We start from the raw sequence: 13,791 nt of genomic DNA, 5'->3' as shown, positions 1-13,791 counted from the left end.
CTAGTCGGTCCTCTCTAGCTTCAGGATCTCCACCATGCGCTTTTCATGGCTGGCGGCGCTGTGCCTGTTGCACGCAGTGCCATCGCTTGCCCGCCCCTATTCGGTCGGCGACCTGCTTCGGCTCGAGGACTATGGCCAGGTCGTGCTCGACCCGGCCCGCCGCTGGGCAGTTGTCGAGCGACGCGACCGCTTCGACGGCGCGACAGGCTATCGCTACGACTGGTTCACCCGCAGGCTGCTATCGAAGCTGCTGCTCGTCGACCTCACGGGCAAGCAGCGCCCGGTGCCGCTGTTCGCGCAGGACCGCGCCGCCGGCTATTGGAGCGGCGGCTTCTCGCCGACGGGCAGGAAGCTCTCGGTCGTGCGTCTTGCCGACGATCGAGTCCGGATCGGAATCGTCGAAATGGCGAGCCGCAAGGTCCGCTGGCTCGCCATCGTTCCCGATCTCCCCGACGCACGGCCCGCCCCGATCTGGATCGATGACGACCGGCTGATCCTGGTGACGCTCGTCGATGGCGGGCTGCCGGCCTTGTTCCAGACGCCGGGCTATGCGCAGCGCGAATCGATCCGGGGCTGGGCACGGGCGGAACGCGGCCGGGTTCCGTCGGCAACGGTGCTGGGCAGCGGCCGGTATGTGATGACCGGCGCGACCACGCGCCAGCGCCGGGTGGTCGAGGTCAATCTGGCGACGGGCGCGCGCCGGACGCTGTTCGAAGGCGACGTTCTCGACATCGCACTTTCGGGGGATCGCAGCCGGCTGGCGGTTCTCGCCAAGGGACCGCCGGTCCAGCCCGATCCGAAGCGCGGAATCGACCCCGCGTTCGAGCCGCGCCGGCAGCGCCTCACCGTTGTCGATCTCGCCACGAGGATACGGCATAGGCCCTGCCCGGACTGCGACGTGCTGCCGAGCCTTTTGCACTGGTCGCCTGAAGGCGCGGCGCTGCTGTTCTTCGCGCGGAACGACGCCGCAGACTGGAACGACGGACAGCTTTATCGTTTCGAGGCGCGGTCCGGGGTCGCGAGAATGGCGCTCCCCGCCGAGCTGCGTCCCGTGACGCAAATCGGCGGCGGCAATGCACGCTTCGTGCGCGCCGGCTGGGCGGCCAGCTGCCCGGTGGTGTTCGCCGAACGCAAGACCGATGGCCGCCGCGACTGGTACCTGCTTGCCGATGACGGAAAAGCGCGCGCGCTCACCGCCTCGCTTGCCACCGCCCCCACCGACCTCGCATCGCTCAGCGCGTCGCATTATGTAGTGGGTGACGCATCCGGGCTCTGGCGCGGCGATTGGGCCGGAACGCTCACTCGGATCGTGGAAGGTCCGATCGTGTCGGTCCGGCCGGCCTTGCTCGACGGACATAGTGTCGGGACACGCGACTGGATGAACGCCATTCCCTCGCGAACCTTTGCGGTGGCACGCGCCGGTGGCGCGCTGCGCGCGATCGCCGAAGACGACCGGGGGAAGCTGCACATGGAGGATCTGGCGCTGCGCGATCGCATTCTGGCGACCACGGCAACCGGCGCATTGCTCGCGTATGCCGAAGAGGAGAACGGCGTCGGGTCGCTGACCCATATTGGCCCGGGTCGCCGCAGCATCCTCGATCGGGTCAACCGGCACCTCGCCACGGTCACACCGGCGCGACACATTCGTCTCCAAAGCAAAGGAGCGGACGGCACGCTGCTCAACCACTGGCTTACCCTGCCGAGCGCACCGCACGAGGGGCTGCCCCGGCTCGTCGTCGTCCCCTACCCCGGCTATCCCCTGGGCGCCGAGCCGCCGAGGGACGCACGCCCCTCGACGCCCTCGCTGATGACGCACCCCTTGTTGCTCGCGAGCCATGGCTACGCCGTACTCCAGCCGAGCATCCCGCTCCCGCAAGGCGCGGGCGATCCGTTGCCCGCGATCGCGAAGGCAATGGTAGAGGCAGTCGACGCGGCCCAGGCCAGCGGTCTCGTCGCATCGTCGAAACCGTTCCTGCTCGGGCATAGCTATGGCGGCTACAGCGTCCTGGGCGTCGCGAGCGTGAGCGACCGGTTCGCCGCAGTGGTCGCCGCCTCGGGCATCTACGACCTCGCCAGCCTCTACGGGTCGGCCGATCCGAGGCTCGACTACGGCGCCAACGGCATCTCGCTGACGATCCCGATGGGCTGGGCCGAGGGCGGCCAAGGCCGAATGGGCCTGCCGCCCTGGGTCGGCCTCGAGCGCTATGCGCGCAACAGCGCCTTCTATCATGTCGAGGACATCCATATCCCCGTGCTCCTGATGTCCGCGGATCTCGACTATGTTCCGGTCTCGCAGGCCGAGCGCATGTTCCTGGCGCTATATCGCGAGGGCAAGGACGCGATGCTGCTGCGCTATCGCGGCGAGTCGCATAGCCTCACCAGCCCGGCCAATGTGCGGGACTATTGGTCGCGAATCTTCGGCTTTTTCGACGGCATTCAGGACGAGAGGCCCCAATAGCGAGCCCAGGCCTCGAAGCTCGCATAGACGGCGATCATGCGCGACTGATCGGTCCAGATCAGGCTGGTATCGCGCAGCGCCGCATCGATCCCGGGGCCGTCGAGCAAGCCGTGCGCGACGAGCACGCCGCCCAGCAGGAAGTCGCGTAGCCAGGGCAGATTCTCGACGATCGCGCGGCGATAGTAATTGGTCGCCTCGCCTTTGTTGCGGCGATTGCGAACCACCTCGGGAAGCCAGTCGCCGAACAGCTCGCGTGCCAGCGCGCGGTTGCCGCTGCCATGGGTGAGGCGCCAGGCCGGGATCGCGAGGCACGCCTCGACGACGGGCTGCGCCAGCAAGGGATGCACCAGCGCCGCCGCGCTGCTTCGCCAGGTCGGACCATAGAAATGCTGGCAGTTGGCGATCGCTTCGAATTGCATCCTGCGCGCGGGCGGCATTCCTTCGTCGCCGTGCAGCCAAGGATGCCGAAGGTCATGTTCGCCCGCTGCGACGGCGGTGCGGCCCAGCTGGCTGCCCGGCATCGCATAACGAGTCCGTCGCGTGCCGCCGAACCGGTCGCGCAGGATTCGGCCCTGGACATGCCAGAGCGAACGGTACGAGCGTTGCGCCTCGTGATAGGCGACGCGCGACCAGAGCGCGCGCCAGCCCACGGCACGCGCATAGTCGACGGCGACGGGAGCGGTCGGCAGGTTGAAGAATACGGCGTCGCCGCCTTGGCCGGTGAAGATCGCGCTTGCGTCGAAGGCCCGGGCGACGCCGATGCTGGCGCGCTCGAGCGTGACATCGAGGCCGTAGAGGACGGGCTCGACCGGCTGCTCGCCACAAAGAACGTCTTGGAAGCGCAACGTCTCTGCTGCCGCGGTGACCTCCACCAGCCGCGCCTGCCACCGGTCGGCGACGGCGCGCGCCTCGGACCGTTCGTCGCCCCCGGCATGCGCCACCGCGAAATTGACGCAGCTCAGATCGGCGGTTCGTCCCTCGCTTGCGAGTGCGCCGAGCACGATCGCGGAATCGAGGCCGCCCGACAGCTCGACCGTAAGCCGCTTATGGCGTGACGCCAGTGCCCGGACGCACCCCGTCACGGCGGCCCGCAGCGTCTCGGGCCCTTGCGGATCCTCCGCTTCACGATGCAGGATCTCGCCGGGGGGCCAGAGCGCGCGCGATCGTCCGGGCTTGGCACCCACCAGGTCGACGGCGTGACCGGCAGGCAGCACGTGGATGCCATGGAGCATGCTGCGATGCGTGAGCAGCAATGGATTGGCCAAGGCGGCCGCGAGTGCGTCGGTGTCGATCGGCGGCGCGATACCGGCGGCGTCACGCAGCCAGCGCGGCAGGCAGGGTGCGGCAAGGGCGCTGTCGCCGGCTTCCGCTACCACGACCGCAAGCCCGCCGCCTGGATCCCGTACTACGCTCAGCCCGGGCCTGCCGGGCAGGCGCCGTATCGCAACGTAATTGCCCCAGACGCAGCGCACTAGCGCGCCGTCTGAAAGCGCTGCGATCGGGCCGAGCGTGATATCGCGGGCGCCCGCGTCGCTAAGCCCCTCCCGATCGAATACGACGCCGATAAAGGCCAGCGTCTCGTCGCGATCCATCGCGACCGCCCAACGCGGATCCGTCAATTGCCCGAACAGTCGCACGCCCGGCCGGGACAGAATTAGTCGCAATTTCGGTGCATGCGTCGCTAGCGCACGCTGAATCGGCTCGAGCGAGGCCGGCACGGCGCCGTCCGGGTGCCAGGCCATCGCCAGATAGCCGAGGTCGGAGCCACCCTCAGACGGCGGCAATGGGCGTGAAGGACCGGGCGTGTTCAAGACTGTCATTCAAAATCATCCCGTCATGCTCGACCCAGCAATGCGCTTCGAAGGGATAGGTCCGGACACCGAACACCCAGCGGGCGCTGAGCCCGCGCCGGTGCAGGACGCCAAGCAGGAAGAGCGAGCTACCCAGGCATCTCGCGGTTCCGGGCAAGAAGGGCTGCGCGGCGCGTGCCAGCCGCGCGAGCGCCGCTATTTCGATCCCCGCGCGAGCCCCTCGTCTCCCATGAGCGTTTCGACGCGCAATCCTCCGAAACCACCGCTCGGGCCGCGCGAACCGGATGGCCAGCTGCGCGGATACGAACGCCGACGCGAGGTCCCAGATCTGGTGCGGGGTCAAGGCCGCACGCCTGCCTGGGCTGCCATACAGGTCGCAGGTCGCAAGGAACGGCAGCAGCGCCGAGGGCGAGGGCGTGTCGATGGTGGTAAACAATCCAGCCGCTTCCAGCTCGTCCAGCATGTCTGCGGCCGGCCGAAACCGACTGTTGCCGGTCAGCGCCGCCTTGAGCCCGCCGGCATCCGCGCGCGGCACGCAGAAATACGCGTTCTGCCTCGCGTCGAGGAGGACGAGATCGCCCTCGACATCCGCGAGGTACACGCCTGGGGCCATTCCGTAGAACATGCGAATAAGGGGAGCGGCCCGAGCCGCTCCCCAGGTGCCGTCAGGCGGTCGGTTCGCCGAGGAACAGGCTTCCCGCCTCGGTGGGCGGAAGCACGACGATCGACTTGGTGAGCGCGCTGACCCGTCCGACACGGACGAGCCGCGAAGTTGCTTGAGTCTTCATTTGGACCTCCAACTTGCAGGCGCCGCGGATTGCGGCAGTCCCAGCTGAGGCCTCGCGCGCTCTATACTCAAACGATATTGGCTCTATTTTTTGCCCGGTGTGCAGCTGCCATGGCAAAGGCAACGGACTCCGCGCGGCTGCGGCGTCTACGAAATTCTCTCCGCACATACTGAAGCGCCGCGCGCCAATTCCCCGCGGCGACCATCTCCGATAGCTGGATGCGATCGCTGCTGTCGCCATACAGCCTGGCATCGATCCGAATGGCTCCGGAGAGACAATCGACTTGCAAGCGGCCGGCGGCAAGGAGCCTGGCGTTCCGCGACAGCGAAAGCAACGTGGTCAGCTGCACGCCGAACGATTGCGGCGTCCTGGCATGATCGGACATCGGCGCAGCATCAATCGCGGGCGGCGCGCCTCGATCCCTGGCATCGCGAAGCGCTGCCAGGATGAGCGCTTCGCAGAGATCATAGAGCTCCAGGAGATCGAACCACGACAGCAATGGGACGAAATAGCCATGCCGGCGACGGTCCTCGACGAGTCCTTCGCCCACCAGCCGCGCAAGCGCCTCGCGGACCGGCGTCGGGCTGACCCGCAGACCTTTGGCGACCTCCGTCACGACGATCTGGTCGCCGGGGGACGCCGTTCCCGCCACCAGGCTTTGCCGCAGCGAGCGATACACTCGGGTAAAGGTATCGCCGCCGCCTCGCTCAATCTTACTCGATCCATCCGTCACGGGCGGAAGCATGCCACGAGGTTCGGCGCGCGCCGCCCCGTGCGGACCGCTGACACGGCAAAGGACGCGATTGCGAGCCTGAGCACCAAAAACTGGCCGTGGATCGGCATGATAACCGTGCATGCTACCCGGATATTGTCGTGCCAATGTTGAAAAACGCAGAAAACTCGGCACAATTCGCGCGAACTCGTGTCGCACGAAGCGACGCACGGCAATCCTGCCGTCTATCGAGGAAAGATCGGGCGCACGGATATAGCCTCGTCAGCCGATGGCTCGACTGCGGCGTCACGAGCGCAGGGGAAGGTATGAAGAGCACGGAGGAGCGGGCCGACGTCGATCTTCTCTCGACGACGCTCAAGGCAATCCGGAAGGATCGTCGACTGCGGTCGAGCGAAGTCGCCCGTGCGCTGGGGATGCCATTGCGCTCGTACGAGCATCTCGAGTCAGGACGCGGGCGTTTCACCTTCGACCGGATTGTGCGCTTCGCCGAGGTCACCAACAGCGACCCGTTCGCGATCATCGCCGTGCTGGCGCTGAAATCCCCGGAGTTCGCGTTGCGGTGTGCGGACAACAAGCTGATGACGATTCTGATGATCGCAATGAGCGAACTCAACGAAAAGCTCGGTGAAGATATCGTTTTTCTCGAACCCGGAACCCTTATCGGTGCCTTCACCCGCGTGGTGAAGGACCTGAAAGACCATATCGAGAAACGGGACCTGTTTGCAGAAACCTGGCTCCAGGAGCGCAGTTCCAAGGTCCAGGGAGCCCGGCCGCTTCGCGACGGGAGATTGCGTGGACGCGTTGTCGAATAGCGAATGATCCATCCGCACGAATGAGCGCGTCGGGACAAATCGAGGAAGCGCGGCAGGCCCGCGCTGCGCGACCGCCCTTGCCAGCATATTGCGACGATATTCGATGCGCCCATTCGGGGGACGAGTTCGAATAAGGTCGTGCTACATAAACGACCGCCTTCAGCGCAAAGACCGAACGCCCGAGCTTTTAGGTACTTCAGGTTACGTTTGAGCCAACTTCTTCGGACTCTTAGATGGAGCCTTGCCCGGGCCGGTGCGGAGCTTACGTCTGTTTCGCCTTGACGCGACAGCTGCCTGCATACTGGTCCACCTACTTGCTCCCCGCTTTGGCGGTCACGCCACTTGGCTTCCCTTGCTGATGCCGAAACATCCTCGACAAGCCTCTTTAGCAGACGAACCTTTGGCGAGATTATTTCGGGTTTAATCGGCTGCCGTCTTGGAAGTGGAGAGGCAACTAAGACCTACTTCCGGCCGTTCAGCGCGCCGGCGCCCGGACGTCGGCTAGTGGGCCGGCTACGGACAGGCCACTTCTGGTCGGCCTGAAACACAAAGCAGACGTTTGATCAGAAAGCGGAAGCGTCGCTTGCCCCTCTCTCGATCATTCACGCGTCCCGAAAGCGCTCAATCGTGCATGTAAGCGTGACCGAAGACATTCCGGCCCATAAGCGCGCGTTGTAGGGGTCGGCGTCCTCCGCCGTTCGCACCCCAGCCAGATCGGGCTCGTCGGTCAACGCGATCGCGATCATCGCCCGCGTGATCCATGGCAGAGCCGATGGTTGGGACGTGGCGTTTCGAGATAGGCGTCAGCACAGAGCTTGCAGCCCCTTCCCCAAGCCAATCGATTAAGTCTTTGACTAAATCGATATTGCGCCCATCCGAAAAGACGGCAGCGAACTCCGCGCCTGTCGCGCGAAACGGGCTGAAAGTGGCGTTCACAGCACCGGCCGCCGCCTTCTCCACCATTTGGCGGACGCGGCTCAGAACATGCGCCGCTAACCTGTTCGAATACCAAGTAGCGGGGCGGGCTTACAGAAATGACGATGGTTAGCGCAGTCAAGGCAGCAACCTCGATCTTGCGGAATTCTTACGACACATCTGGCCTGGTCTGCGACGACCCGCGTTGCTCGGACGCAGCGAATGTTGCGATCGATGCTACTAGCTGATCCGGCGATCGATGCGGTGCACAGAAGCGCCGGCGCGACTGAAGGCCTTGCGTCGCACCCTGGTCCCGCGTCCAGCACCTTCAGCTTTTCCCCCGGGCTGATTGACAGGCTGGCGTGCCTCGACGTGGCAATGGCATTCACGTCGTACCAGGCGGGTATGCTGTACATGCTAGGTTCCCAGTCAGGGCATGGGGCGCAACTGCATCAGGCGGTGGTCGACAAGCCGATGGGTCTGGCCGTCGGTGATGACGGCGCGCTAGTGATGGCCGGGGATACCGCCATAACCCGCTATCGCAATGCGCTGAGGCCAAACCAGCGGGTCGGCGACGTCTTCGACGCGTGCTTCATGCCGCGCCAGACCTGGCTGACCGGCGCGCTCGACGCGCACGACGTCGGGATCGATGCGGCGGGACGTATCCTCTTCGTCAACACCGCCTTCAACTGTATCGCGACCCTGTCACCGGTGCATTCGTTTGCCGAGGTCTGGCGCCCTCGTTTCATTTCTGCGCTCGTGGATGAGGATCGCTGCCACCTGAACGGCCTTGCGATGGATCGGGGTGCCCCCGTGGCGGTGACCGCGTGCAGCCGTTCCGACACGATTGACGGGTGGCGCGACCGACGCAGTGGCGGTGGCGTGGTCATCGATGTCGCGAGCGGCGAGATCATCTGTGCAGGGCTTTCGATGCCGCATTCGCCGCGAGCGCATCAGGGGCTGTTGTGGCTGCTCAATTCCGGGACCGGAGAACTTGGCTTCATCGCGGAGAACGAACGGTTCGAGCCGGCGGCCTTCTGCCCAGGCTTCGTCCGCGGCCTCACCTTTCAGGGAAACCTCGCCTTTGTCGGCCTGTCCAAGCCACGCTATCGGCGGTTCGAAGGGCTTCCGCTCGATCGCCGGTTGCAGGACGCGGATTCCGATCCCTGGTGCGGCATCCAGGTCATCGACCTGGAAAACGGCGCCTGCGTCGACTGGTTCAGGATCGATGGCCCCGTCACCGAAATCTACGATGTCGCGCTGATACCCGGGCACCGCTGCCCGATGTCCGTCAGTCCAGGATCGCCCGATGCTGGGCGTCTCGTGACCATCGCTGATCAATCAAACGCCTGAGCGTCGCATGCCGAAACAGGAGGGAAGCATGACCAACCGCAATACCGCGCGTGCCCGGCTGGCTGCCAGCGCCTCGGCAGTCGTCACCATTCTCGCAGGCTATGGCCGCGCTGCCGCGCAGACCTGCACGCCGCGCCCCGACGGCACCACGATCCTTTGCAGCGGCCCGATTACCACATCGCAGAGCATCACGCTGACGCCACCGCGCGACACGATCAACACGGACCCCAGCTTTTCCATCGATACCAGCAGCGGCCCCGCTCTGACCATCACCGGTCCGGGCGCCTTCAACAATAGCAGCGGCGGCGCGATCAGCGGACAGACGGACGGGATCCGCTTCACTACGAGCAGCGGCGCTATCAACCTTACCACCAGCGGGGCGGTGACTGGACGCACCGGTAGCGGCATCTATGCGCGTAACACCGCAGGCAACATCGCCATCACGGCCGGCGCGGTTACCGGGCTGAACACCGTCGTCGACGCCGCCACGTTCGGTGCGAACAGCAACCTCTCGGTCACCCTGAATGGTCCGGTAACGCAGCTCAACGCACCCGGCAGCACCGGACGCGTCCAAGCCATCTACGCCCGCGTACAGGGCTATTCGAGTACGGGTAGCCTCACCGTCACGACCGGCGACGTTACTGCAGACTGGCGCGCAATCTGGGCGTCGAACCAGGGTTCGGGTGACGTCAGCGTCACCTCCACCGGCACGTTGCGCGGCAGCGGCGATTCCACGCTCGATGCCCGTGCGCTGGGCGGTGGCGACGTGACGGTGAACGTGCGCGACGTGGTGGGCGAAAGCACAGCGGTCAACGCTCGCTCCGCGACCGGGGACATCAACGTCACCGTCTCTGGCGCAGTCGGCGTATCGAGCGCTACCCAGAGCCTGGCGGAGAGCGCGCGGGCGATCAACACCCAGGCTTCGGTCTCCGGTGGCGCCTCGTCCGGGGCCACGAACATTCGGGTGACCAACACCGGTAGTATCCGCTCCACCAGCCAGGCAATCAACGCGCTCGGCGGAGGCGGCGCGATCACGATCCTGCTCGATGGCGAGACGCGGCGTACCGGAAGTCTGACAACGTCTCCCGGGAACGCCAACAGCGTCGTGGCGGCACAGCAGATCGCCGGCGCCCCCGCGACCCCGATCACAATCACCGCCAATGCCGACGTTATCGACGAATCGCGCCTTGCGGCCGGCCTCTACGCTGACAGCACCGGCCCGATCCGGATCGACCTGGCGGCAGGTGCGACGGTGGATGCAGGCGTCGCTATCGACGCGGGGGGAGCGGCGGCGATCAATGTCGCCGGCACGCTGATCGGACGCAACCTCAATGCCGCCGGCTACGTCCCGGGGGTCGCGTCTGCGGTGCTGCTCGACATGGCCGCCGGGCAGGCCGGATCGCTGACGGTGGCGACCACCGGTCGGATCGATGGGCAGGTGACAGTCAACCGCAACCTCAACAACAGCGCCACTTTCGCGTTGACCAATGCCGGTACGATCACACAGACCGTCTTCAGTCAGGCCGACATCACCCTGACCAACAGCGGCACGATCACCGCCTCAACGGGTCAACCCGCCATTCTTGCACAGGGACGGAACGCGAAGGTCGTCCTGACTGGCGGAACGGTGGCCGGCGATATCCGCCTCGCCGACAGCGATATGTCGAGCGCGAGTTCGCTGGACTGGCGCGCGGGCGCAGTGATCGGCGGCATCGATGTCTCGCCGCTGAGCGGAAACGTTACCACCGCGCCGGGCACCACCGTCACCATCGGCGCGGCGGCGCAGTTGAGCGGGCTGACCTATCTGCGGGCAAATGCGGCCACCGACACGCTCGTACTGGACGGGGTGCAGATGCGCGGCGCGTCGATGGACATCCCTGATGCCTCGCGTGGCGTGGCCATCGGCCGCAATTCCAGCGCCTTTAAGACCATACGCCTGACGAACGGCGCGGTGCTTTCGCTGACCGGTTCCCTGCGCACCAATAGCGGACCGGCCAGCTCGATCGATATCGACGCGTCTTCGACCCTGCGCACCGGCAGCGCCCCGAATGCGACGATCGGCGGACCCGACACGACCGCCCTTGGCTTCGTGCTGAACAATGCCGGAGTCCTCGATCTCGCCTCAGGCGGCACGCCGGGCGATCTCGCCACGATCAACGGCGGATATGTACAGGCTGCGGCGGGCAGTCTGATCGTGGGAGTGACACCGACAGCAATCGATCGACTGAACATCCTCGGGACTGCGAGCCTTGCCGGCAATCTCGCAATCGCCTGGGCGCCGGGAACCTATGTTGCCGGCACCCGCAACTTCCTGAGTTCCACTGCCCTGAGCGGCTCCTTCGCGACCATCGGCAACGCGCCCGGAACGAGCGCCCCAACCGATCTCTCGGCGTCGGTGGCCTATACCGCTACCGGTGCCGATCTGGTCCTAACCATAGCCACACCGACCCCAACTCCGACTCCGACCCCCACCCCCACGCCTACTCCAACCCCGACACCGACGCCCACGCCCACGCCCACTCCGACGCCAACGCCAACGCCAACGCCCACTCCAACCCCGACGCCAACACCAACGCCCACTCCAACCCCCACGCCAACACCGGTAGTGGCACCCGCCTCGGCGCGACTATTCAGCCAGCAGATCGCGGGGTTCCTGACGGGCACCGAAACACAGGCGCTCGACCTGCTCGGCCGAGTGCAACCGGATGGTGGCGGGAACAGCTTTTTCAATCGGGAGACCGGCGAGCCGCATCGCTCACGCGCCTGGCTCGAAGCGAGAGGGACCACTACCGGAGCGGGATTCCGTGCACGCTCGGCATCGCTACAAATGGGCGGCGATCTTACGGCCGGCTCCCAGACTCGGGTCGGCCTAGCCCTTGCCTATGAACGCAACAGCGTGGATCGCGCCGGATCAGGCGGCAGCAGCGGCGATGGTGACGCCGTCAGCGCCAGCCTCTATGCCTCGCAACCGCTTGGCCCGATCGGGCTGTCCGCGGTGGTCAGTTACTCTCGTGCCTGGCTTGACTCGATGCGCGACACCGGTGCCGGGATCGCGCGGGCAAAGCGGGACCTCACCACCTTATCCGGCGGCATCCAGCTCTCCGCGCCCGTCGTGAGCGGTGGCTTCATCCTGACCCCGGCGGCTGGTGTGCTGGTATCGCATGTGAAGGCCGATGGCTTCACCGAGCGCGGCGCCCTGCCCGGCTTCGCCATACGCGGCCGCGAGTCCAGTCAAAGCTTGGCCTCGCCTTTCGCCACACTGGGCGTTTCTTACAAGTTCGTCGCCGGCAACGGCACCGCCTGGGTGCCCGATGTCGAGATCGGCTATCGCCGCAGCGATGTGGCGCATGGGCTCGATACGGCCCTGATCGCAGAGGACGGCACCGTTTTTGGCGGCAATCGCGCTGAACTGTCGCGGAATGTGATGCGCGGCGGCGCCAGCCTCAGCGTGCACCGCGATCGATGGACCGTTTATGCGAGCTACAGGGCGCAGGTCGCCGATGGCTGGGACAACCATAGCGGTCGCGTCGGCCTACGCTGGGCGTTCTAGCGCGGCCGTAAATGCCGAAGCGTCAGGACCCCCATTTGCGCTTTCGCAATCCGCAGCGTCTCTACGAGGGAACAGGAAATGGCATTTGCAAAATCTGGTTGGATCCTGATCGTCGCTGGGATGCTTGCGGTGAGCGGGTGCGACAAGCTCGGCATTGTCGGCGGCAACGATAGCAGCGCGTCCGTCGCCGATACCGATGCCGGCAAGAATCTGGACGGCTATATCGAGGCGTACAACGCGCTGCTGGGTACCATGGGCTTCGAGAAGCAGGCGCAGGACTATCGCGAGTCCAATATCCCCGATGGCGCCCCCGGCGGGGAATTCCGGGTCAGCCCGGGTTGGATCGACCAGGGCCTGCAGAAGCTGCAGACGGCGCGCGCCATGCCGAATGGCGATCCTCAGATGGAGTCCGCCGCCGATGCCGTCCTGCGCTCGACCGGCAAGGTGCAATCGCATCTTGCGAGCCTGCAAACCTATTATCAGGGCAAGAAATACCTCGATGACGATTTCGCTCGTGGCAAGGCCGAGAATGGGCCGATGCTCGCCGAGATCGATGCGGCCGAAAGGGATATCGTCAGCTTCGGCAAGCTATTGGAAGCAGCTATCGAGCGACGCGATCTTGCAGTGCTAGACAAGCTCAAAGGCAGTGATCCGCTCGGGTACAACACCAAGGTCGCGCTTATCCACTCGAAGAAACTGCTCGACATTTTCAACGGACAGCAAAAACCCTCACAACCCGATCTCATCGCGAAAGGCGATGCTGAATTTGCAATCATCGAAAAGGCAATCACCGAAGGTCGACAGGAAGCCGCAAAGTCAGGGAAACCTATTCCCCAAGCGTTAGACTTGTTGAATGCAATGCTCGGTTATTATCGGGAGTTCAAACGGGATCGCGATCCTACGCATTTGAACACCGTCTTGACCTACTACAATGGCGCCATCGAGGCAGCGAACCATTGATGCGCCAAACGCATGGCGCTTCATGCCTGTCCACGCATCATCCAGGCGCTGCGTGATCAATTGCTCGTGAAACGGCCGCTTTCAAGATCATCGTAGAATGGACCGGATAGGGCTGTTGGCACTCATCGTCCGCTGACGAGCTCCCATGGCGTCGCGTGGCCCTCGGGGCGATACGGGACGGGCTGCGCCATCTGTTCCACCGTCAGCCAGCACACGCCCCTCATCCACGTTTCCACGCAACCTCAATCAGATCGCGGACGCTCACCTCACTGGGTCGCGCTCCTGGTTGCCGTGTGCTCAGACCTTCGTTATTGATATATGCCAGCGAGGATCATCGCGTTCGCGTGATGTTCAGGACAGGTGAGTGACTGCCGAATTGGCAGTTTCGTCTCCTTATCGCGAGTTGTGGGC

9 protein-coding genes are annotated in these 13,791 nt (G+C 65.2%); 5 read left to right on the top strand and 4 right to left on the bottom strand.

Translation table 11 applies throughout. From position 1 onward, the window contains the following. Positions 1-34 precede the first annotated feature (34 nt). The gene (locus tag RZN05_RS02580; protein ID WP_317225062.1) at positions 35-2,458 is read left to right on the top strand and encodes an alpha/beta hydrolase family protein; all 2,424 of its coding nucleotides are present in this window, start codon (positions 35-37) and stop codon (positions 2,456-2,458) included. On the opposite strand, the gene RZN05_RS02575 is transcribed toward RZN05_RS02580, so the two are convergent. The 4 genes from RZN05_RS02575 to RZN05_RS02560 all read right to left on the bottom strand — a co-directional run bounded on the left by RZN05_RS02575 (position 2,437) and on the right by RZN05_RS02560 (position 5,736). After that, on the bottom strand, positions 2,437-4,077 hold the full coding sequence (locus tag RZN05_RS02575) for an asparagine synthase C-terminal domain-containing protein (protein ID WP_317225061.1): 1,641 nt from the start codon (positions 4,075-4,077) through the stop codon (positions 2,437-2,439). The two genes, RZN05_RS02580 and RZN05_RS02575, sit on opposite strands and share 22 nt — an antisense overlap. Before the next feature lie 151 nt (positions 4,078-4,228). Next, positions 4,229-4,870, bottom strand: coding sequence for a lasso peptide biosynthesis B2 protein (locus RZN05_RS02570; protein ID WP_317225060.1), 642 nt, complete (start codon positions 4,868-4,870; stop codon positions 4,229-4,231). A 64-nt stretch (positions 4,871-4,934) separates the two neighbouring features. Further along, the gene (locus RZN05_RS02565; protein WP_317225059.1) at positions 4,935-5,057 is read right to left on the bottom strand and encodes a hypothetical protein; all 123 of its coding nucleotides are present in this window, start codon (positions 5,055-5,057) and stop codon (positions 4,935-4,937) included. A 67-nt stretch (positions 5,058-5,124) separates the two neighbouring features. Further along, entirely contained in the window at positions 5,125-5,736 is a 612-nt protein-coding gene (locus tag RZN05_RS02560; protein ID WP_317225058.1) for a GntR family transcriptional regulator, read from the bottom strand. A 359-nt stretch (positions 5,737-6,095) separates the two neighbouring features. Here RZN05_RS02560 and RZN05_RS02555 point away from each other — a divergent pair, with 359 nt between their 5' ends. From RZN05_RS02555 to RZN05_RS02540, 4 genes are all read left to right on the top strand, one after another. Continuing rightward, on the top strand, positions 6,096-6,602 hold the full coding sequence (locus tag RZN05_RS02555; RefSeq protein WP_317225057.1) for a helix-turn-helix domain-containing protein: 507 nt from the start codon (positions 6,096-6,098) through the stop codon (positions 6,600-6,602). Between the two features lie 1,137 nt (positions 6,603-7,739). Next, the gene (locus RZN05_RS02550) at positions 7,740-8,870 is read left to right on the top strand and encodes a TIGR03032 family protein (protein WP_317225056.1); all 1,131 of its coding nucleotides are present in this window, start codon (positions 7,740-7,742) and stop codon (positions 8,868-8,870) included. Positions 8,871-8,898: 28 nt separating this feature from the next. Then, on the top strand, positions 8,899-12,420 hold the full coding sequence (locus tag RZN05_RS02545; RefSeq protein WP_317225055.1) for an autotransporter outer membrane beta-barrel domain-containing protein: 3,522 nt from the start codon (positions 8,899-8,901) through the stop codon (positions 12,418-12,420). A 78-nt stretch (positions 12,421-12,498) separates the two neighbouring features. Continuing rightward, positions 12,499-13,380 carry a DUF3829 domain-containing protein gene (locus RZN05_RS02540; protein ID WP_317225054.1) on the top strand — a complete coding sequence of 294 codons (882 nt, stop codon included), beginning with the start codon at positions 12,499-12,501 and terminating at the stop codon, positions 13,378-13,380. Positions 13,381-13,791 lie beyond the last annotated feature (411 nt).

The sequence above is a fragment of the Sphingomonas sp. HF-S4 genome, assembly GCF_032911445.1.
In the GTDB taxonomy this organism is placed as follows: Bacteria; Pseudomonadota; Alphaproteobacteria; order Sphingomonadales; family Sphingomonadaceae; genus Sphingomonas; species Sphingomonas agrestis.
The sequence above is the reverse complement of the archived record's forward strand: the minus strand, read 5'-3'. Positions and strand labels throughout refer to the sequence as shown.

Bases quoted from the DNA above. Each gene is read 5' to 3' on its own strand.
- RZN05_RS02545 (WP_317225055.1), top strand. From the start codon at position 8,899: ATGACCAACCGCAATACCGCGCGTGCCCGGCTGGCTGCCAGCGCCTCG.
- RZN05_RS02555 (WP_317225057.1), top strand. From the start codon at position 6,096: ATGAAGAGCACGGAGGAGCGGGCCGACGTCGATCTTCTCTCGACGACG.
- RZN05_RS02580 (WP_317225062.1), top strand. From the start codon at position 35: ATGCGCTTTTCATGGCTGGCGGCGCTGTGCCTGTTGCACGCAGTGCCA.
- RZN05_RS02540 (WP_317225054.1), top strand. From the start codon at position 12,499: ATGGCATTTGCAAAATCTGGTTGGATCCTGATCGTCGCTGGGATGCTT.
- RZN05_RS02565 (WP_317225059.1), bottom strand. From the start codon at position 5,057: ATGAAGACTCAAGCAACTTCGCGGCTCGTCCGTGTCGGACGGGTCAGC.
- RZN05_RS02550 (WP_317225056.1), top strand. From the start codon at position 7,740: ATGTTGCGATCGATGCTACTAGCTGATCCGGCGATCGATGCGGTGCAC.